The sequence below is a fragment of the Arthrobacter sp. 260 genome (assembly GCF_013116745.1).
GTDB lineage: Bacteria > Actinomycetota > Actinomycetes > Actinomycetales > Micrococcaceae > Arthrobacter_D.
Genome location: NZ_JABFOE010000001.1, coordinates 129,629 through 148,728 on the forward strand (window position 1 = coordinate 129,629; position 19,100 = coordinate 148,728).

At 65.2% G+C, this 19,100-nt stretch carries 20 protein-coding genes; 11 read left to right on the plus strand and 9 right to left on the minus strand.

The genetic code is table 11. The annotated features are described in order from the left end of the window. Positions 1-50 precede the first annotated feature (50 nt). Positions 51-4,097, plus strand: a complete 4,047-nt coding sequence (locus HMI57_RS00645) for a DUF4011 domain-containing protein (protein ID WP_171583975.1) — start codon at positions 51-53, stop codon at positions 4,095-4,097. Between the two features lie 11 nt (positions 4,098-4,108). Here HMI57_RS00645 and cpaB read toward each other — a convergent pair whose 3' ends face one another. The 3 genes from cpaB to HMI57_RS00660 form a co-directional block, all read right to left on the minus strand. Continuing rightward, on the minus strand, positions 4,109-4,804 hold the full coding sequence (gene cpaB, locus HMI57_RS00650) for a Flp pilus assembly protein CpaB (protein ID WP_171583976.1): 696 nt from the start codon (positions 4,802-4,804) through the stop codon (positions 4,109-4,111). A 109-nt stretch (positions 4,805-4,913) separates the two neighbouring features. Then, positions 4,914-5,261 (minus strand): FmdB family zinc ribbon protein, encoded by a 348-nt coding sequence (locus HMI57_RS00655; RefSeq protein ID WP_171583977.1) that lies wholly within the window; start codon positions 5,259-5,261, stop codon positions 4,914-4,916. 127 nt (positions 5,262-5,388) lie between these two features. Continuing rightward, the gene (locus HMI57_RS00660) at positions 5,389-6,030 is read right to left on the minus strand and encodes a 5-formyltetrahydrofolate cyclo-ligase (RefSeq protein WP_171583978.1); all 642 of its coding nucleotides are present in this window, start codon (positions 6,028-6,030) and stop codon (positions 5,389-5,391) included. A gap of 106 nt (positions 6,031-6,136) precedes the next feature. On the opposite strand from HMI57_RS00660, the gene galU reads away from it, so the two are divergent. The 5 genes from galU (at position 6,137) to HMI57_RS00685 (ending at position 10,656) form a co-directional block, all read left to right on the plus strand. Further along, positions 6,137-7,033 (plus strand): UTP--glucose-1-phosphate uridylyltransferase GalU, encoded by an 897-nt coding sequence (gene galU, locus HMI57_RS00665; RefSeq protein ID WP_171583979.1) that lies wholly within the window; start codon positions 6,137-6,139, stop codon positions 7,031-7,033. Between the two features lie 9 nt (positions 7,034-7,042). Next, positions 7,043-7,714 (plus strand): GNAT family protein, encoded by a 672-nt coding sequence (locus HMI57_RS00670; protein ID WP_171583980.1) that lies wholly within the window; start codon positions 7,043-7,045, stop codon positions 7,712-7,714. 28 nt (positions 7,715-7,742) lie between these two features. Beyond that, positions 7,743-8,747 (plus strand): hypothetical protein, encoded by a 1,005-nt coding sequence (locus tag HMI57_RS00675; RefSeq protein WP_171583981.1) that lies wholly within the window; start codon positions 7,743-7,745, stop codon positions 8,745-8,747. Further along, positions 8,719-9,999: a phosphotransferase gene (locus HMI57_RS00680; RefSeq protein WP_216607027.1), complete on the plus strand. Its 1,281-nt coding sequence runs from the start codon at positions 8,719-8,721 to the stop codon at positions 9,997-9,999. Before HMI57_RS00675 ends, HMI57_RS00680 begins: the two co-directional genes overlap by 29 nt. Before the next feature lie 102 nt (positions 10,000-10,101). Further along, a complete protein-coding gene (locus HMI57_RS00685) occupies positions 10,102-10,656 on the plus strand; it encodes a hypothetical protein (RefSeq protein WP_171583873.1) in 555 nt (184 codons plus the stop codon). Positions 10,657-10,831: 175 nt separating this feature from the next. On the opposite strand, the gene HMI57_RS00690 is transcribed toward HMI57_RS00685, so the two are convergent. From HMI57_RS00690 to HMI57_RS00705, 4 genes are read right to left on the minus strand one after another with little or no spacing between them, the layout of a single operon-like run. Continuing rightward, positions 10,832-11,503 carry a response regulator transcription factor gene (locus HMI57_RS00690; RefSeq protein ID WP_171583982.1) on the minus strand — a complete coding sequence of 224 codons (672 nt, stop codon included), beginning with the start codon at positions 11,501-11,503 and terminating at the stop codon, positions 10,832-10,834. After that, positions 11,500-13,161 (minus strand): HAMP domain-containing sensor histidine kinase, encoded by a 1,662-nt coding sequence (locus tag HMI57_RS00695; RefSeq protein WP_171583983.1) that lies wholly within the window; start codon positions 13,159-13,161, stop codon positions 11,500-11,502. Before HMI57_RS00695 ends, HMI57_RS00690 begins: the two co-directional genes overlap by 4 nt. After that, on the minus strand, positions 13,154-13,567 hold the full coding sequence (locus tag HMI57_RS00700; RefSeq protein WP_171583984.1) for a hypothetical protein: 414 nt from the start codon (positions 13,565-13,567) through the stop codon (positions 13,154-13,156). Before HMI57_RS00700 ends, HMI57_RS00695 begins: the two co-directional genes overlap by 8 nt. Before the next feature lie 49 nt (positions 13,568-13,616). Then, complete coding sequence (locus HMI57_RS00705; protein ID WP_171583985.1) at positions 13,617-14,090, minus strand: Lrp/AsnC family transcriptional regulator; 474 nt, start codon at positions 14,088-14,090, stop codon at positions 13,617-13,619. Positions 14,091-14,228: 138 nt separating this feature from the next. On the opposite strand from HMI57_RS00705, the gene HMI57_RS00710 reads away from it, so the two are divergent. The 3 genes from HMI57_RS00710 (at position 14,229) to HMI57_RS00720 (ending at position 16,432) form a co-directional block, all read left to right on the plus strand. Further along, on the plus strand, positions 14,229-15,476 hold the full coding sequence (locus tag HMI57_RS00710) for an MFS transporter (RefSeq protein WP_171583986.1): 1,248 nt from the start codon (positions 14,229-14,231) through the stop codon (positions 15,474-15,476). An 86-nt stretch (positions 15,477-15,562) separates the two neighbouring features. Beyond that, a complete protein-coding gene (locus tag HMI57_RS00715) occupies positions 15,563-16,201 on the plus strand; it encodes a helix-turn-helix domain-containing protein (protein WP_171583987.1) in 639 nt (212 codons plus the stop codon). A 30-nt stretch (positions 16,202-16,231) separates the two neighbouring features. Continuing rightward, positions 16,232-16,432, plus strand: coding sequence for a hypothetical protein (locus HMI57_RS00720; protein ID WP_171583988.1), 201 nt, complete (start codon positions 16,232-16,234; stop codon positions 16,430-16,432). A gap of 28 nt (positions 16,433-16,460) precedes the next feature. Here the strand turns inward: HMI57_RS00720 and HMI57_RS00725 are convergent, their stop codons facing one another. Both HMI57_RS00725 and HMI57_RS00730 read right to left on the minus strand, forming a co-directional pair. After that, positions 16,461-16,928 carry an Lrp/AsnC family transcriptional regulator gene (locus tag HMI57_RS00725; RefSeq protein ID WP_228720879.1) on the minus strand — a complete coding sequence of 156 codons (468 nt, stop codon included), beginning with the start codon at positions 16,926-16,928 and terminating at the stop codon, positions 16,461-16,463. Between the two features lie 79 nt (positions 16,929-17,007). Beyond that, on the minus strand, positions 17,008-17,472 hold the full coding sequence (locus HMI57_RS00730) for a MarR family winged helix-turn-helix transcriptional regulator (RefSeq protein ID WP_216607028.1): 465 nt from the start codon (positions 17,470-17,472) through the stop codon (positions 17,008-17,010). Between the two features lie 80 nt (positions 17,473-17,552). Here HMI57_RS00730 and HMI57_RS00735 point away from each other — a divergent pair, with 80 nt between their 5' ends. Together HMI57_RS00735 and rsgA are read left to right on the plus strand one after the other, a co-directional pair. Further along, positions 17,553-17,984 carry an NUDIX hydrolase gene (locus HMI57_RS00735; RefSeq protein WP_171583990.1) on the plus strand — a complete coding sequence of 144 codons (432 nt, stop codon included), beginning with the start codon at positions 17,553-17,555 and terminating at the stop codon, positions 17,982-17,984. A gap of 9 nt (positions 17,985-17,993) precedes the next feature. Beyond that, positions 17,994-19,046, plus strand: a complete 1,053-nt coding sequence (gene rsgA, locus HMI57_RS00740) for a ribosome small subunit-dependent GTPase A (RefSeq protein ID WP_171583991.1) — start codon at positions 17,994-17,996, stop codon at positions 19,044-19,046. Positions 19,047-19,100: the final 54 nt, after the last annotated feature.

Below are 19,100 nucleotides of genomic sequence, written 5' to 3' on the forward strand. Positions count from 1 at the left end.
CCCGGTGTTGCGGCCCCGCCGCAGCGCCCTAGTCGGATAGCTTGGAAGACATGCCCCTCTGGTCCAGACCGCCGAAGATAACCGTAGAAAAGGAGACCGCCGTGTCAGTGCAGGAACCAGGGGACTCCGCTGGGACTTTTCTGCTGCCGTGGCTCCAAGACCTCGGTGCACACGCCGGGACGGACACCCTGCTGCACTTTTCGCCTGCGTCGGCGAACAGCATTGATCTCACCCACGCACACCCCTCCGGTCTGGCTCAGCTGCTCGCTGGTCGTCGTACCCGTCTGTCCACGCTCCTGCGTGACCCCGCCCAGTATGCCGCGGCGATGAAGACGGCGCAGGTGCTGCGCGCGAAGATCTACGAGCTGGGCACCGAACGCGGCATCGACGTCGGATATCTGGCGGCGGGCACCGCTGCCTGGCGCAGCGTCGACGACGACGGCAGGACTGAACCGTTGACCGCCCCCGTGATGTTGACGGCTGTTTCACTGACGGTTCACGCCTCCCAGGACGACTACGAACTGCAACTGACCGAGCACGCCCGGCTCAACCCGGCGCTGGTCAGGCACCTGCGTGGTGTCCAGGGCATCCCACTCGACGCCGAAGCCATCGCACGGCTTGCCTACGGCACGGCCCGCTTCGATCCGCTGCCCGTGCTCGACCGCCTCCGCGCCGTCACCGAGGGCGTCCGTGGAATGGCGATCGAACATCATCTCCTTGTGTCCACGTTCGCGGATCTCGGAGACCTTGCCGACGACGCCGCCATTCGGCCCGAGCACCCGGTCCTGGCCGCCCTGATGGAGGCAGCACGCGACGGACAGACGGCGCCGTCGTCGTCCGCGCCCGCCGACCTCACCGGCCAGGTCACACCGGTTGACGAACGCCACCCCGCTGAAGAAGTGCTCATCCGGGACGCAGACTCAACGCAGCAGGATGTCCTGGACCAGATCGGCCAGGGGCACTCGCTGGTGGTTTCCTCGCCGCCGGGATCAGGACAGACCCAGACGGCGTTGAACGCGATCGCAGGTCTCACTGAGCAGGGCAAGAGCGTACTGGTGGTTGCTGAACGCCGCGGAACCCTCAACGAACTGGTGGAGGAGCTCGACACCCTCAACCTGGGGTCCCTGGTGCTGCAGCTGAACGCCAACATCAATGAACAGCAGCTGAAGGATCAGCTGATTCGCGCCATCGTGAGGAACGAGAAGGCTACCCAGCCCGAACTGGACGGCCTGCATCAGACCCTGGTGGAAAACCGGCATCAGCTGCAGGATCACGTCAAGTCACTGCACAACGTCCGCAGCCGCTGGGGCTGCTCGCCCTACCAGGCGATGCAGTCACTCGCCGAACTGACAGCGCTGGACCCGGCCCCCGCCACCACCGTCCGGCTGCTCCGCAGCGTGATGGATAGCATCCCTGACCGCGCCGAACTCACCGAGCGCCTTCGCCGGGCTGCCGAGCTCGGCAGCTTCAGCGCGTCAGCCGTCGACAGCCCGTGGTACGGGGCCAAACTGCTGAACCGGAAGGAAACCGAGCGCGCCCACGAGCTAGCCGTTGAACTGGCACGGGATATCCCACTGCTGCGGGAAAAGGTGCTGCGCGTCGCTGACTATTCGCAGATCCGGCTGGGTGGTTCCTTCACCGAATGGGGCGAGCAGCTGCAGCTTCTCGCGGCTGTCCGCGGAAGCCTGGACAAGTTCACCCCGGACATCTTCGACCGGCCTGTCACCGACCTCATTTCGGCAACTGCGCCCTCGTCGTGGCGCCGGGAACGGGCCATCGAGATGAGCTCGATGACCCGCTCACGGCTCCGCAGGGTTGCCAAGGAATACGTGCGTCCCGGTGTCCACATCGCTGACCTCCACGCATCGCTGCTAGAGGTGCAGCAGCAGCGCACCCTCTGGACCCGGTACGCAACCACTGAACGGCACCCGGCCGTGCCTACCGGACTCGCCGAGATCAACAGCTTCCACCAGAAGATCAGTCTGCAGCTGGACGAGCTCAACCGCGTGCTCGCCACCACGCCTGGCCACATTGACCTGGCAGACATGCCGCTGGACGGCCTCAGTTACCGGCTGGCCGGGCTCGCGAAGGACGAAGAGACGCTCGCGACCCTCCCGGAACGCACCCTCTTGCTCGATGAGATGCGTGAGCACGGATTGGGCGACCTTCTCGACGACCTGGCACACCGCGAGGTGGGTCCGGAACAGGTAGGCTCCGAGCTGGAACTCGCCTGGTGGCAGTCCGCCCTGGACGCCATGATCAGCGGCGACGACTATCTGGCCATGTCCGACGGCGGCAGCCTCCGGCGGTTGGAGGCCGACTACCGCCTGGCTGACAACGCGCACATCGCCTCCGGACCAGGCAGGCTCCGGTTTGCCCTCGCGGAACGGTGGCGGTCAGCCGTCGCCTCCCAGCCCGCCGAATCGGAGAAGCTGCGTGACCTGCTGCGCACCGGCACCCTCGACCTTCCGGGACTGAGCGCCCAGAACGATGAGCTGGTGACCGCGCTCATGCCTGTCTGGGCCGCGAGCCCCCTGATGCTGCCCATGGTCCTGCCAGCAGGTAAGACCTTCGACGCCGTGATCATCCTCGACGCCGAGTCGATCTCCCTGCAGTCGGCCATCCCGGCGATTGCACGCGCCCGCCAGGTCATCGCCTTCGGTGACGACCGCCTGGGCGGGCCCCAGGGTTTCAGCGTCGGCTCTACCGCCGGTGCGACGCCTGAAGCCGACCAGCTGACGAGTGCCTTCTCGGCCCTCGCGACCATTTTCCCGACGGTCGACCTCAGCGTGGTGTATCGGTGCGTCGACAAGGCGCTGACCAGCTTTCTCAGTGACACCTTCTACGAGGGCAGGCTTTCACGTCTGCCCCACGGCTCCGAGATAACTGGGGCCGGTCGCGCGCTCACGGTGGAGTATCTGCCGGACGGCACGGGCATGCCCAGCGCCGACCAGGCTGGCGTGGAGAGTGTCGACGCCGAGGTGGCCCGCGTCGCCGACCTGGTGTTTGAGCACATCCGCCTCCGGCCCAGCAGCTCGCTGGCCGTTGTCACTGCTAGCGCCCGCCATGCCGGGCGGATTGGGCAAGCTATCCGACAGCGGATGGCCGATCTCCCTTGGTCTGCCGACTTCTTTGCCCCCGGACGGGAATCCTTCCGGGTGGTCCCGGTCGAGCGGGCAGCCGGCATCACGCGCGACTGCGTGATCTTCTCCCTGGGATTCGGCAGGACCCCGCACGGTAGGGCCCTCCACAACTTCGGCCAGCTTTCCGGTCCCGACGGCCGGGGACGCTTTGTTACCGCAATGACCCGGGCACGTCACCGGCTGCACGTGGTGACCTGTTTCCTCCCCACTGACCTCGATCCCGATCGGCTCGAGCACGGTGCCCTCGATTTTTATGGGCTGCTCGAACGCGAACTGGGCGAACCGACCGCCGAGGCAGCACCCGGCGAGGAGTCGTCGGAGAAGGCGCCGAACCCGGATCCGCTGGTCGCTGACCTGGTGAGCCGGCTCCGCGAACGTGGCGCCCACGTCCTCGACCACTACGATGGGGTTCTCGATATCGTGGCGACGGGGAGTTCCCACGCCGTGGCCACTTCCGCGGACCAGGCCCAGGGCGCCCAGATTCCACCGATGGCAATCGAATCGGATGGCACGGAGCGGTACCGGACCATGACCGTCAGGGAACGCAGCAGGCTCCGCCCGCAGCTGCTCGAGCGGATGGGGTGGCGGTACATGCCGCTGTGGACCATCGAAGTTTTCACCGACCCGAATGGATGCGCAGATCTGGTGAGCAACTATCTTGGACTCCCCGCTGTGCCGGAAGGCGGGCGCCGTCCGGTGTCCGGTCCCGCTTCCCGGCTCGGTCGAACGAGCGAAGCAATTGTTGAGGACGCCCGGATGCAGGTCAAGAGGCAGTCAAAGGCTACCTCCGACGACGGTGCTCCGGCCAGCGGTATGCCTGGCGCCACGGGCGCGACGTCCCCCGGGGATCTTCTCCCGAAGCATGCCGCCGAAGACGAGGGCAGGTCCTGGGGTGACTCCGAGGATTCGCACGGGGATTGGCTGAAGGACCAGCGCCCTCCGCACTGGGACTGAGGCAGTTCCGCTTACTTCGCTGGCGGTGGGGCGCCCGTAAGCACCAGGTGAACGCTCCCTGAGCTCGATGCTCCGGCAAGGGTGGCGGCGTCGGACGGATCTGCCGCTACCACCACCAGTCCCTCGGTATCCGTGGTGCCGGGCCATCCCGGCGCGGATCCGGCGGCTGACGAACCTGATGTCCAAAGCACGGGTGCGCCCCGGACGAGGACGCTGGTAGTGGCCGGGATCTCGAAGCCATTCCCGGTGCTCAGGACCACATCCACATGCTGCCCGGGGGAGAGCAGTTGCACAGTGGTTTCATCGGCGGGGCGCAGGGGGACCGCGACGGACCCCGGCGGGGAACCGGTAAGCAGCCCGGTGCCCACCAGAAAGGTCTCGGCCAGGACGGCGCCACGATGCAGGGGAGTGGCCAGTTGTTCCCCGATCACGGCCGCGCTGTCTGTAAACGACTGGAGCGGAATCGCTTCCGGCGGCAGGTCGACAGTGGTGAGGTGGGCAGGGCCGAGGACGGTACCCACTGGAAGATCCTCGGCGGCCGCAACTACCCGGGACAGTGATTGTTCCGGCGGGATGATGGCCTCGACAGTCACTGCCGCGGCAAGGCAGAACAGTACTGCGGCGAGAAACCGGCGATGGCGGAAGGCAAATCGTCGGGCTCCCAGGGTGAACCCGGTACGTCTCGGGGGGCTTTTGCCGTTGACCATTCACCAACGCTACGGAAGCCCCGCACCCAGCGGGAAGGGTAGACCCGGAATGTGGGCAAGTCCTACAGCGAGGGGTGTGTGGAGGACGGGTAAGGCGTGCTGGCGGAGACTAGCTCGCGGCGGCAGTCGTCTTGGGGCTCTCCGAAGGCTTTTTCACTGTTGTCGAGGCATCCTTGCCCGGGGAGCCCGTGGCTGAGCCGGACCCCGTGGTGGACTGCTCGGAGGTGCTGCCCGATGACGGGCTGGTGCTGCTGGTTCCCGGGTCGACTGACTTCTTGCTGTCACGGGAGTCGTTACGGTAGAAACCCGATCCCTTGAACACCACTCCGACGCTGTTGAACTTCTTCCTCAGCGACCCCTCACATTCGGGGCACACAGTGAGTGAACTATCAGAAAAGGCCTGATGGATGTCGAAGGCATGGTCGCAGTCTTTGCAAGCGTATGCGTAGGTTGGCAAAGCAAATCCTCCTGGGCGAGCGTGATTCCTGGGTCTAGATCCCCAACCCGGTTCGGCTGGCACTCTAGGGGTCCGAGTGCTAAGTCTACACTGCCCGATGGGCAGTTTGCGTCGAAGTGGCAGTCGCCTATCCGGCGTCGCGACGGGTGTTGAGAGGGTGATAGGCCGACGGCGTGAAGGTACCGGCCAGCGGCATATCCAGTGGGGTAGTGGCCAGCGAGCCGGCCGGCAGCAGCTCGTGGTCATATACGTAGGCGAGGGTCGGTACGTTCGGATCGACTGCCCGCAGTTGTGCGAGAAACCGGTCGTAGTAGCCACCCCCCTGGCCGAGCCTGCCACCGTTGTGGTCCACCGCGAGTCCCGGAACCAGCACGAGGGCCACTGCGCGCTCCCCAGCGAGCAGGTCGCTGAAATGCCGGCGTGCCCCCACCGGCTCCAGCACGGGGGCGCGGGGGCTGCGCCGCAGTTCGACCTCCGCCGACCAACTGCACCAGCTGAGTTGGTAAGCGGGCTCGCAGATCGGCACCACCACCTGGTAGCCACGCGCGGTCAGCGATGTCAGGAGTTCACGGGTTCCTGGCTCCGGGTCCACTGACAGGTAGGCGGCGACCAGGCCAGGGCGGGTGGAACCCAACGGAAGCCAGTCCAGGACCTGGTCCCGGAGTCCGACGGCGGCTGCCAACCGCTGCTCCGCGGACATCGCCAGCCGGGCCGCCCGGAAGTGCTGCCGGGCAACATCCTTGCCGGTCGCCGATGAAAGAGGACCCATACCAGCACACTTTACCGAGTCCCACGGGTCCGCCACGGCGATCCGACGATTCCGGTCAACAGTGGCCTTGCATAGAAAGGTCACTGACGTTATGTAGGGTGGTGTCATGACCTCACGAGTGAATAAGGCTGTCATCCCCGCAGCGGGACTTGGCACGCGGTTTCTCCCCGCCACAAAGGCGATGCCCAAGGAAATGCTTCCCGTAGTGGATAAGCCTGCGATCCAGTACGTGGTCGAAGAGGCTGTCAACGCCGGAATGACCGACATCCTGATGATTACCGGCCGAAACAAGCGTTCGCTCGAGGACCACTTTGACCGGGTGCCCTTCATTGAGCAGACCCTCGAAGCGAAGGGCGACCTCGAGAAGCTGGCGGCAGTTCGCCGCCCTTCCGAGCTGGGTGACATCCACTATCTGCGCCAGGGGGATCCAAAGGGACTCGGCCATGCCGTCCTCCGCGCCAAGCTCCACGTCGGGAACGAGCCGTTTGCTGTTCTCCTCGGTGACGATCTCATCGACGAGCGTGACGTCCTCCTGAAGACAATGATCGAGGTACAGGAAAAGACCGGCGGGTCGGTCATCGCGCTGATCGAAGTCGATCCGGATCAGATCAGCGCCTACGGCTGCGCGGATATCTCCGCGATCGACGGTGAAGACTATGTCAGGGTCAGCGAACTGGTGGAGAAGCCGCCGATCGACGAGGCACCCTCCAACCTTGCCGTCATCGGACGCTACGTCCTGCACCCCCGGGTCTTTGATGTGCTGGAAACCACCGGTCCGGGCCGGGGCGGCGAAATCCAGCTTACGGACGCCCTCCAGACGCTCGCGTCAGCAGAGGGCGAAGGGTCGGGCGTGTACGGCGTCGTCTTCCGCGGACGTCGCTACGACACTGGTGACAAGCTCAGCTACATCAAGGCAGTCGTGACCCTGGCCTCAGAGCGTGAGGACCTCGGACCGGACCTGCAGGACTGGTTGAAGAGCTTCACCCAAAACCTGAACGGCTAGCACGGTACCGTGAGCGGGCAGTTCGCCTGGCCGGTGACCCTTAAAACTGACACGCTCATCCTGAGGCCGGTTCGCCTGCGTGATCGGAAGGAGTGGTCAGCTGTTCGGGAGCGAAACGCCGAATGGCTGGCGCCTTGGGAGGCATCCAACCCCGCGCCGGGTGGATACCTGCCCAGCTACCCCGAGATGGTCCGATCGCTGCGGAAGCAGGCGCGGGCGGCTACCGGCCTCCCCTTCCTGATCACCGAGCGCACCGGGCACCTCCGGGACCCTGCGATTGTCGGTCAGCTGACGGTGTCAACGATCGTCTGGGGTTCGGCGATGACGGCGACGCTTGGGTACTGGGTGGATCGTGACCGTGCGGGGCAGGGTATTGCGCCGACCGCCGTCGCGTTGGTGACCGACTACTGCTTCGACCGCCTCGGTTTGCACCGGATGGAGATTAATATTCGTCCCGAGAACGCAGCCAGCCTGCGGGTCGTAGAGAAGCTCGGTTTCCGGGACGAGGGACTCCGCAAGAGCTACCTTCACATCGCAGGGGAGTGGGCGGACCATCGCAGCTTCGCCCTCACCCAGGATGAGGTACCCGGCGGGCTGCTGGCCCGCTGGCAGGCGCAGCGCCAACCGGGTCGGGGCATTCGCCAACCCGGAGGCGACACACCGCCGTCAATACACTCGTGACGAGGGTGTACGACCTACCGTTTTAGACGTGGACTTCTCTATGAACAGCTCGGTGGTGCTTGTCGCGATCGTTGGTCTCTGGCTGATCTGGGTTGCCCCCTACGTACTGCGTATCCGCAGGCCAGCCCTGCTGGTCGAAACGGCCGAAACGTCAGCCCTTATCCCACCCGCAACAGCCGAGAGCAACGTCTCTCAGGGGAGCATCATGGAAATGTCAGGTCACACTAACGACGCCGCCACGCCACGGCCTGCAGGGTCGTCCCCGCGATCCGCATCGAGCCAGCAACGGTTCGTGATCCGACCCGCTCGCACCGCGATTGCCGCGACCGGCGCGCTGGCACTGCTCGCGGCGATTATTTGTCTTCCCCTGGCCATCCTCGCCGTTGTTCCCGCACTGGTACCCCCGGCCGCGTTCGTCCTCTTCCTGCTTGCAGTGGCTGGCCTCCGGGTGCTGGCGGTCCGGGACCGCCGCCGTCGGGTCAATGCGGCCTTCGCCGAGGCAATGTACGCTTCCGCCGCGACAACCCAGCCCGCACCAGTTGCTCTCCATGCTCCCCGCCGGGAGACCAGCCTGTTCGACGCCGAAACCTCCCGCAGCCTCACTGGAGAAAACTCAGTGGCCGAGGAGCATCGGCCAGCCGCAGCGGCGCCCCTGACCGCTACCGAGCTGCGTCAGGCGGCTCTTGCAGTAGCCACAGGTGCGGATTCAGGTACAGCGGGCGAGGAGGGTGCTCCCCTCGACCCGGCAGTCCCCGGCGGATCCACCCCCGCAGCCCACCCGGGCGGCGACACCTGGGAGCCGGTTGAGGTACCCAAACCCATGTACGTTGCGGCTGCCAAGGCCGAGCGGCAAGCACCGGCTCCGCTTGAGCTTCCCGATGCGCCCAAAGCCCAGGCCAGGACCAGCCTGAAACAGGGTGCTGTCTCGCCAGTCGTCGAGAACCCCGAGCAGACAACAGCCGACAACGCCACCGCAGCACCGCCGACCGGCAGGTTGAACCTGGATGACGTCCTGCAGCGTCGCCGGGCCTAACCCCTCATCACCTGAGCCGGGAGGGGAAACCGCCCAGCTGCGCCTGCTGGAAGGGAACGGCGCGGCCGAACCCTTGCGGCTCGCACTTCAGACGCTGGGCTGGCGTCCGTCCACCTGGTCGCTCGTCCAGGTGCATCACCGCCCTGGTGCGGGCGCCACCGGTATCTATCAGGTGGACGTCGTAGCTGGTGATGACCAGGTCACCACCGAATTCCTGTGCATCAGCACGGCGGCCCTGACGGCGCCCGCGGAGGGTACCGTCCAGCTGACAGGTGCCGACGGCCTGGCTTTGACCGTGTGGCGTCATCCACATGACCCGCTGCTGCCGGGTCTGGCCTGGGCCTGTGATGCGGCGAAGGTGGGCGCAGCCCTCTTTGAACCTCTGCCGGACAGAAGGAGCGCGGTTGTGCTGCCGGAACTGGCGACCGTCAGCTATCGACCGCTCCGGCGGGCCGTGCTGACCGCCGATCATCTCGGGGAACGCCGGTACCTCAAGGTGTTGCGTCACGGGCAGGCAGGCCGCCTCGCCGAACGCCACCGCCTGCTCACCAGCGCCGGGATTCCAGCCCCCGAACTGATCGAGGTGCCAGCCCCGGACGTGCTGGCCATGCATCGAGCTCCTGGGACGCCTCTTGCCGAACGGTTGATGCGCGACGGGGCACGGTCGATCCAACCACACGCTCTGATCAACCTGCTGCAGAATCTCCCGCCTGAGTCGATGAGGTTACCGGAGCGCCCGGCGTGGGCTGCGCGCGTGCGCGACTACGCCAAGGGAGCGGCAGCCGTCCTACCAGAGGAGCAGGCGCGGATCACAGCGTTGACCAACAAGGTGCATCATCTCGTCTCGACGGTCGACGCCGGTCCGAAGGTTCCCTCCCACGGCGATTTCTATGAAGCGAACCTGCTGGTCACGGGCGAGAGCATCTCAGGACTCCTCGATGTTGACGCACTCGGTCCCGGCCACCTGGTGGACGACCTCGCCTGTTTCATCGGCCATCTGGCGGTCCTGCCGTCCCTGGACAGCCGCTACATTCACGTCCCGGCAGCGCTGGACCGGTTCCTGGCGGCATTTGACCGCGTTGTCGACCCCTCTGCGCTCCGTGGACGCGCGGCCGGCGTCGCCCTGACACTGGTGGCAGGGGCAAAGCACCGGGCATCGCCTGGAAGCCCTGACGCCTGGCACGCTGACGCGCTCAGGCGGCTGGCGATCGCTGAGTCGTTGGCCGACGCTGCGCTGGCCCGCCGCAGCTAACCGAAGATGAGAGGTCTCTCATCTTCGGTTCCTCTTTGTCTCACATTCGCCGTGCACAGTTGAACTCATAGCCCACACCGCTGATCGGGAAAGGAACCCACCGTGCACAAGCGAAACATCTGGATCGCCACCGGCTCTCTGAGCGTGATGGCACTGGGTCTGGGCGTCGCCGTTGCCGACAGCACCCACGACCCCCGGGATCTGGGCTCGAGCATCAACAGGTCCAGCGATAACGGTGCCACCGGCACCGACGGAGGCAGCACCGGGGGCGGAGCGGACAGTCCCGACGGCTCAGGCAACGACTCCACCCTCAACGGGGACCAGGTCGGTGACGACGGCAGTTCGGCTGATACCCGCAGCCCATCGCCAACCCCTGAGCCCCGAAGCGAGGAGCCCATAGCGCCGACCGCGGCAAGTGCTCCCTCCGCGGTGACACCCGCCGCACCGGCACCCACCCTCGAACCCGCTCCAGCGCCTGCACCAGCTCCGGCCCCTGCACCAGCTCCTGCACCAGCTCCGGCTCCTGCATCCGCGCCAGCCCCCGCGCCAGTGGTGGTCCCGGCGCCAGCGCCCGTCCCGTCACCGGTTGGGCCAGTGGACTCCGGCTATTCGGTACCCAGCGCGGTGTCCGCACCGAGCGCCGCCAGCGGCGGCTGACAGATTCGAGTGTTGGTTCCGTCCAGGGACCGATCCAACACCTCAGGCCGGGATTCCGGAGTGTCCCCCCAGCATTCCGGATTCCCTCCCCTCCGGCCCTTTCGAGAGCGGCGCCGGAGGTTTGGCGGCGGTGGCACCCCTCGTGTCGGGTGCCATCGCCGCTCCCGACAGACGTTCAGGGCTCGTCAGAAGAGAGCCTGTACCCCATGCCGCGGACGGTAGTGAACCGGCCGGCTCCGAGCTTGTTGCGCAGATAGCGCACGTAGACATCCACCACATTGGAGCCCGGGTCGAAATCGTAGCCCCACACCCGGGAGAGGAGTTGTTCGCGGCTCAGCACCTGGCCGGGATTTCTCAGAAAAGCCTCGGCCAGCGCGAATTCGCGGGCCGACAAATCCACTTCCTTGCCGTTGACCGCCGCCCGGCGGGTTCTCAGGTCGAGCTGCAGATTCTGGTGGGTCAGGACCGAGCTGTCGGCGGTGGGGGTGTCCTGTCGGAGCCGGAGCCGGACGCGGGCCAGAAGCTCCTCGAACCGGAATGGCTTGGCCATGTAGTCGTCAGCCCCACCCTCCAGGCCGGCCACCGTATCGTCGATGGAACTTCTGGCGGACAGGATGATGACGGGCGTCGTGTTCCTGGACTCCCGTAGGCGTCGCAGAACAGTGAACCCATCCTGGTCGGGCAACCCGAGGTCAAGCACGATCAGCTCAAAGTCACCGGTCTGGGCCAGATGATACCCGTCCCTCCCATTGTCGGCGACGGTCGGGACGTACCCTGCAGACCGCAGTCCCTTGGCGACAAAGGAACTGATGCGGTCCTCGTCCTCGACGATTAGGATCTGGCTCAATCTTGTACTTCCTCTGATGTGTCAGCTGCGCGCTCCTCGAGCGGCAGCACCATGGTGAATGTTGACCCTCGACCGAGAGCTGAGGCCAGGTGAACCCTACCCCCGTGGGCGCTGACGATCGCATTGACAATGGTCAGGCCAAGGCCTGAGCCTTCTGTGCGGCGCCCATGGGCGCCGCGGGCAAACCTGTCGAAGATGCGCGCCTGGTCCTCGCCGGGCACCCCAATGCCTTCGTCGCGGACCCACAGCAGCAAACCCCCGGGGTCCAGGCGGGAGCCCACCGCGATGGTCGAGCCGTCGTCGGAGAACTTGACGGCATTGACCACCAGTTGCAGCCAGGCCTGGGTGATCCGGCGGGGATCCAGCAAGCACGAGGCCTCTGCCCGAGCGTCAATGGTCCAGCGCCGGGAACCGAGGGGACGTGACTTGTCCAGCACATCATCGGTCAGACGGCCCACGTCGACCGTTTCGGGCCGCACAAACCCGGGCCGGGTGATTCCGGCGAGGGTCACCAAATCATCAACGAGGAGTCGCATCCGGTCCAGTTCGTCGAGGGCAATGCCACGCACGGCGGTGACATCGGCAGGGTCCGCCGAATCCTGAAGCTCAAGGTGCCCCTGCACAATGGTGATGGGTGTGCGCAGTTCATGCCCGACGTCGTCGAGTAGTTGGCGTTGGGAGGTGAAGGATCCCTCCAGCCGTTCAAGCATCGCGTTGACAGTGCGGGTGAGGTCCGACAGGTCGTCATTCCCGGAGACCGGGATCCGCTCGGAGAGGTCGGAGTCCCCAATGTGTTGGGCGGTGTCCCGCAGCAGACGGATCGGCGCAAGGAGATTGCCCACCAGCAGCCAGCCGACCACGCCGATGAAGACCAGTGTCCCGAAGCTGATCAGGGCGAACGCGGCAAAGGTCTGGTTGAGCTGTCCATGTTCGGCGCGAGCGTCGTAGGCGAGCACGTACTGGGTAGGGCTGCTGTCGGCGGCCAGTTGCACTGGGACAACCAGCGCACGATAGGTGGTCTCGGCCGTGGCGATACTCGAAATGCTGACCCGGCTGGGGTCGGCTTGCGTGGCCACGTATTCGACCAGCTCCGCATCTTCCTCCAGGCGCAGTTGCACCGCCGGATTGGCTAGCAGGACAGCCTCGCCATCGCGCATGCCCAGCATTCCCTCGTTCGGCGCCGGGAGGGTGCGTTGCATGGCAACGAAAATCAGTTCCTGGGCTTCGGTAAAGTCCTCACGGGTTGTCGGGTCAATACCCGTGTCGAGGAGAGACTCGAACTCCAAAAAGTGTCGTTCCAGCGAGTTGTCCATGTCCGAGTTGATGTCGCTGCGCTGCAGCGCATAGGCCGCTGATCCGGCAACCAGCAGCCCCAACGCTGACAGCGCGAGAACAGCCCCGAGCACCCGGGTCCGGACGGTCCAGTTCCCACGCAACGCGGTGGACAGCCGCCGCCAGATCGACCGCCGCTTCCCTGCGGGACCCGGAGCTGGTTCATCAGCTGGCCGGGGTGGGTTCGAGACGGCGGGATTCACCTGCGGTATAGCCGCAGGCCTGGGAGGGGAGCGGGTTGGCCGGGTGTGGGGCGCACCGTCCGGCCTGCTGGAGTGGGTGGAACGCAGTACTTCGGTGGTGGGGCTGCCCTGCGGCCTAATCATCCCCATCGTCCCCAAAGTCGCTGTCGTCGTCTCCAAAGTCGTCGTCGTCCTCAAAGTCACCGTCGTCCCCGTCGTCGTCGCCGCCCCCGCCAGGGCCGGAGTTGTCATCAGTGTCTCCCGGGATCGGCGCTGGGGGAGGCACCACCTCGACCGGTTGCCCGGTCGGCTCGGTAGTGGGATCCGGGGAGGGTGTTTCGGGCGGCGGCGTGGGTAGCGGGGTGGACGGTGCGGATCCGGGGGCGGACGGGGTGGATCCGGGCGTCTGAGTCACGGTTTCCGTGAACGAGGACCCCAGGTCAGCAGGCACGGGATCGGCCAACGACCCGACAATCCCGATCGCCGCTGCAGCAACTCCGCCCGCGCACGCCACACCCACCACCCAGGTATGGAGCTCCGAAGACTTCATGGGTTAAGTATCCCGACAAAAGATGAGATGCACATGAGAGTCCGTCAGATCATTGTTCGTCGGCGAGGGTCCGCAACAGTGGTTCGGTCCGGTAGGGAATGTGTTCGTGAAGGGCGAGGACCGTTTCAGTGCGAATGACGCCCTTGATCCTCAGAATCGACCGGAGGGCCGACTGGAGGTGATGGGTGTCCTTGGCCGTCACACGGCACCAGACATCCCCCCGACCGGAGATCTCGTGGACCTCCAGTACCTGGTGGAGACGGCGTAGGCCCGAGATCACCCCGTCCAGTTCGCGGTGCGATACCTCGATTGTCACGAATGCCGCGACGTCGTAGCTGAGGGCCTCCAGGTCAAGTTCACGCCCACTGGCGCGCAGGGTGCCGGACCGGAGCAGCCGTCGAATCCGCGATTGTGCGGTGTTGCGTGCTACCCCAAGATGGTCGCTCAGCTCACCGATCTGGGCTCGGGGGTCTCGGACCAGCTCCAGGAGAAGACGGATATCGACAAGGTCCAATTTGCTCACGGCGTGCACTTCCAGTCAGTTGGATAGCTCAAAACTGATGATTTCGATCAAGTCTAACGACAGATATGTTCCCAATACTCCTCCAGCCCGGAGAATAAGGGGGTTATCTGCTGTTTTGTTCTACCGTATGGAGAAGTCGTGAGCGTGCTGAGCGAGCTGCGGATGAAGCCGCCGGAGAGGGCGCGCTGGGGCTGGGATGCGTCGGTAAGGGCCAGACTGGTCCTCGCTGCCGTGGTTATTTCCACCCTGCTCATTGGTGCCAATCTGGCGACGCCGCTGTATCCGCTGTTGCAGGCGGAGCTGGGTATTACTTCCTTCGAGGTCACCGTTGCCTTCTCCGCCTATGTGGTGACGCTGGTAGTGGGCCTGCTGATGGTGGGGCACTGGTCGGATCACGTCGGCAGGCGTGCCGCGCTCGTCCTGGCTATTGTGATCGGGTTTGCCGGTGCCGGAGTATTTGGCGCGGCATCATCGTTGCCCATGCTGGTGCTTGGTCGCTGCCTCCAGGGAGCATCTGTCGCTCTCGCGACAGGGGCCAGTTCCGCGGCACTGCGCGATCTCCTGCCACACCGGCCCGACTGGGCCTCTCGATTCACACTCCTGGCGTCGGCAGGAGGGGTTGCGGCCGGCCCGGTCATCGGCGGGCTGCTGTCCCTCTTGCCGGATCCCACCCGGACGCCCTTCGCGCTGTACTCACTGGTTCTTGTTGGTTTGCTCCTGCCCCTGCTGACCTTGAAGGCCCGGCCGGCAATCCGTGCCGCCGACGCTACCTCCCCTTTCAAGGCACTCAGGCCCCGGCGGCCCGTTGTCTCGCGTGCCGCCGGGCGTGCCTTCTGGACTGCATCGGCCGTAGGGTTTCTGAGCTTTGCGGTCTTCGGCTTCACTCTCAGCCTTGCCCCGACCTACTTCGCCTCACTGGCCGGTACTGACTACCGCCCCCTGATCGGCCTCCTCGCAGCCCTGGTTCTCGGATCGTCGGCGCTCAGCCAGTTGATGCGGATGCGGGGTAGGCATGTCGTCACCATCGGCCTGACCGCCCTGGGTCTTGGCGTGGCACTGATTCCGGTTGCAGGGATGCTGGACAGCGTCATCCTACTGGTGCTGGCCTGCCTCCTGGCTGGTGCCGGCCAGGGAATCGCGTTCCGCACTGTCTTCAACGAGGTCGCACTGAAGGTCGAGCCGTCCCAGCATTCCCAGATCATCAGCACCCTCTATGTGTTGACCTATCTGGGCAGCGCCGTCCCAGTGGTGGGATTGGGGGCTGCTGTGCATCTGTGGGGACTGGATCGCTCAGTCACGGGATTCGCGGCAGTGATAGCGCTCGCCAGTGTCCTGCTGGCTGCCGGTAGCCTCCGCCGATCGCTCAAGTCACGGCTGGTGGACTGATCGCACCGGCGTGCCCTCGAAATACGCAAAGATTTATTTGCAAAGAAATGCTTGCAAAGAAACCTTTGCACCTTTATCATTGAGGTATGAATCTTCCCGATGAGCCAACGGACCGTTCAGATGACCGCACCCTTGATCTGGCCGGGCTCAAAGCACTGTCCCATCCGCTGAGAATCCAGCTTCTGGAACAGTTGTCGCAACTCGGTCCGCAGACAGCGAGTTCGCTCGCAGCCAGTCTCGGGGAATCCAGCGGTGCCACCAGCTATCACCTACGCCAGCTCGCCAAGCATTCGCTGGTTCGGGAGGTCGAGGGACGGGGGTCCGCCCGGGAGCGGTGGTGGGAACGGCCCCCGGGGGCACTCACCCTCTTCTCCAAGGATCTAGCCGCCGATCCAGCGGCTTTGCACGCCTCGAAGATCGTGAACCGGGAAATCGAACACCACCGAGCCGTCCTCCTGCAGGACTTCATGGAGCAGGGGTACGAGTTTCTTCCGGAGAACTGGTTCAACGGGTCAGTCATCGCCACCATGAACGCCCGCCTGACAGCCGAACAACTCGCCGAAGTCACCGAGGAGATGCTCGGCCATGCCAGGGCGCTGCTCGAAAAATACCGCGTCAGCGGCACCACCGATCCGAACGCCCGCGCCGTGCAAATGCACTTCAACGCGTTCCCGATCCTGCAGGGGCAGTTCGACACCCCCGTGCAACGGGATAACCCCTCCTGATCCGCAACGAAGAATCAGAAAGATGTAGCCATGACCACCACTTTTGTTACCTCTGCGCCCTCAATCCGCCCCACAGGCTTCGAAGCCCTCTTGATCCGCGTCGGTCACCGCTTGATCTCCACGGGAGAGCGGATGGCCGTCAACCATGCCCGTCACAGCGAAGCGGTGGTGGCCCACGATGAGCGCCGTCGGGATCTCTCGGCACGGCACCACTCAGGACTGCTGCCCTAGGTCCGCCCTTGGCTGCGGAGGTTCCTCGTCAGCTGGAGCCAGGGAGCACTCCAGAGTTACCGGGCAGATGGTTGAACACCAGCGTTGTCTCGGTATGGCCTACCACCGGATCCGTCGTCAAATGATCGAGTACCCAGTCCCTGAGGACCTCGGTGCTGGGGACCGCCAGATGCAGCAGGTAATCCACCGATCCCGCCACATGGAAAGTGGACACCACCTCGGGCAGTAGAGGGACCCTGGCGGTGAACCGGTCGATCTCCTCCCGGTTGTGGCCCTTGAGCTGTACCGACACCATCGCCTGCACCGCCCGGCCGACCGATGCAAAGTCGAGCTGGGCGTGGTAGCCGCTGATGACCCCACGTTCCACCAGCTGCCTGGTCCTCAAGAGGGCGGTCGAGGGTGCGACCCCGATGCGCTCGGCCAGCTGGGCGTTGGTAACCCGCGCATCAGCGACCAACTCGCGCAGGATCAATCGGTCGGTGTGGTCAAGCGCCATCGGCTCCCTGGATCGTGCGAGGGTTCCTGATGGTTCGGGTGCGGCATCGTGAGCCATGGGCAAGCCACTTCCTGATGAACTACTGCGGTTGTCTCAAGCCTAGCCCTCGCGAGTCGTCCGCGTTCAGTGCCGTGGTGCAGTTGCTGATCAAACGGTCGAGCTGGTGGCGCAGGACGGCGTCGTCGACCCCGTGGTCGACGGCGTCCAGCGCCGCTTCGAGTCCGTGCCAGGCGGCATCAGTCAGTCGCCTGCCCGTAATCGTCAGGTTGACCACGTTCGCACGGGAATCCGAGGCGCTGATCGTGACATCCACCAGCCCGAGCCCCGTCAACTGCTGGATCCGCTGGGTGACTGACGCCCTGCTCACGTCCAGCGACTGGGCTATTTTTTGCTGGGAGGAGGGCCCGGCAATCCGTACGGCCAGCAGCACCAGGAACGGGGCGTAGTGGATGCCGTGGCGGGTGAGGAGATACTCATCCGAGACGCGGTTCACCAGGGAGGTTGCGCGGTGCAGCTTGAACACCGTCGACTGTCGAAGATCCATACTGTTAAGTTGTTGACGTTTCGGGGTGCAGGTCAAGCATGTCGCTGAGCGATTCCTCAAGATCTGGCAGACTTGCCGCCATGAGCGCTGAATGGGACACACGGGTCGGGGCCTATGGCCTGATCATCAACGAGTCAAAGATTCTGCTGGCACATTGGAACGAGGCTGGCTCCACGGGATGGACCCTGCCGGGCGGGGGACTCGAGCTGGGAGAGGACGCGCCCACCGCGGCCGTCCGCGAGATCGAAGAGGAAACGGGATACACGGCGCTGCTGGACGACCTTCTCGGTGTAGATAGCCTGCACATCCCCGGCTCCTCGCGGCACAACGGGTCGGGTCGGCCGATGCATGCCCTGCGGATTGTCTACCGCGCGCACACCACTGGCGGAGTGCTTCGTCATGAGGCTGACGGATCCACCGACCGGGCTGCCTGGGTGGATCTCGCCGATCTTCCGACCCTGAACCGGGTGGAACTGGTCGATATCGCCCTGACGATGGCCAACAGGGAATGAGGGCTGCCGATGGACGAACTGCAGCACTATGGCCTGACCGACCGGATTAGCTCGCTCTTCGGAGCTGCCTTCCCGGATCGGCAGTGCAAACCGGGGCGCGTGGTCAGGGTTGACCGCAGCCGGATGCTGGTCGCGACGGCGCATGGCATTGAAAAGCATGACGCACGCCCCGACGTCGCTACCGGTGACTGGGTGGCGCTGACGGGTGCTGACTCCACGCACTCAGCGATCGTGGGGGTCATGCCCCGGTACTCGGTCCTGCAGCGCAAGAAGGCTCATGATCCACTCGCTGAGGTCCAGGTTCTTGCGGCGAACGTCGACCTGGTGGGCGTGGTGGTCCCCCTTGATCGGCCCATCTCGTCCAACCGTCTGGAGCGCACCCTGGTGGCTGCCTGGGATTCGGGTGCTGTCCCTCTAGTCATTCTTACCAAGGCAGACCTGAGCAACCGGTTCGATGAGGTGGTTGCGCAGACCGTCGAACGGGCCGGAGCCGCTGAGGTGCTCACCACCTCAGCGGATACCGGCGACGGCCTGGACGAGGTGCTGGCGCGTTTTCGTCCCGGCGCCACAGTCGTGCTGCTCGGTCCCTCCGGAGCGGGGAAATCCAGCTTGGTGAACGCACTGGTCGGCACGGCGGTACAGGACACCGGGGCGGTGCGGGCTGGCGATGGGAGAGGGAAACACACCACGACGTCGAGGGAACTGATTCCCCTGCCGGGAGGCGCGGTGCTAATGGACACGCCAGGGGTGCGTGGGTTTGCCCTGTGGGACGCCGCGGGCGGCCTGGATGAAGTGTTCGGTGACATTGAGGAACTCTTCGCCCACTGCCGATTCACCGACTGCCGCCATGGACCGGAACCCGGGTGTGCTGTCCAGGCGGCCCTCGCCAGTGGGGCGCTCGAGGAGCGGCGCTGGCTGAGCTACCAGAAAATGGCGGAGGAGCTGGAACATCTTCACCGGCGCCAAACCGACGTCAGCCGGATCCGGGATCGCGGATCTCACCATCAGGCCAGAGAGTCCGCGATGGCGAAGGACCACCGCAACCGGTTCCGTAAAACGTAACCTCGCAGGTGGCAGGGCAGCCAATCACGTGTCCTACGGTGCCTCTGTGGCATC

Coding starts and splice junctions, on each gene's coding strand:
- HMI57_RS00700 (WP_171583984.1), bottom strand. CDS start 13,567: ATGAAGTCTTCGGAGCTCCATACCTGGGTGGTGGGTGTGGCGTGCGCG.
- HMI57_RS00715 (WP_171583987.1), top strand. CDS start 15,563: ATGAATCTTCCCGATGAGCCAACGGACCGTTCAGATGACCGCACCCTT.
- rsgA (WP_171583991.1), top strand. CDS start 17,994: ATGGACGAACTGCAGCACTATGGCCTGACCGACCGGATTAGCTCGCTC.
- HMI57_RS00735 (WP_171583990.1), top strand. CDS start 17,553: ATGAGCGCTGAATGGGACACACGGGTCGGGGCCTATGGCCTGATCATC.
- HMI57_RS00660 (WP_171583978.1), bottom strand. CDS start 6,030: ATGGGTCCTCTTTCATCGGCGACCGGCAAGGATGTTGCCCGGCAGCAC.
- HMI57_RS00645 (WP_171583975.1), top strand. CDS start 51: ATGCCCCTCTGGTCCAGACCGCCGAAGATAACCGTAGAAAAGGAGACC.
- HMI57_RS00680 (WP_216607027.1), top strand. CDS start 8,719: ATGACGTCCTGCAGCGTCGCCGGGCCTAACCCCTCATCACCTGAGCCG.
- HMI57_RS00725 (WP_228720879.1), bottom strand. CDS start 16,928: ATGGCGCTTGACCACACCGACCGATTGATCCTGCGCGAGTTGGTCGCT.
- HMI57_RS00720 (WP_171583988.1), top strand. CDS start 16,232: ATGACCACCACTTTTGTTACCTCTGCGCCCTCAATCCGCCCCACAGGC.
- galU (WP_171583979.1), top strand. CDS start 6,137: ATGACCTCACGAGTGAATAAGGCTGTCATCCCCGCAGCGGGACTTGGC.
- HMI57_RS00695 (WP_171583983.1), bottom strand. CDS start 13,161: ATGATTAGGCCGCAGGGCAGCCCCACCACCGAAGTACTGCGTTCCACC.
- cpaB (WP_171583976.1), bottom strand. CDS start 4,804: ATGGTCAACGGCAAAAGCCCCCCGAGACGTACCGGGTTCACCCTGGGA.
- HMI57_RS00730 (WP_216607028.1), bottom strand. CDS start 17,472: ATGGATCTTCGACAGTCGACGGTGTTCAAGCTGCACCGCGCAACCTCC.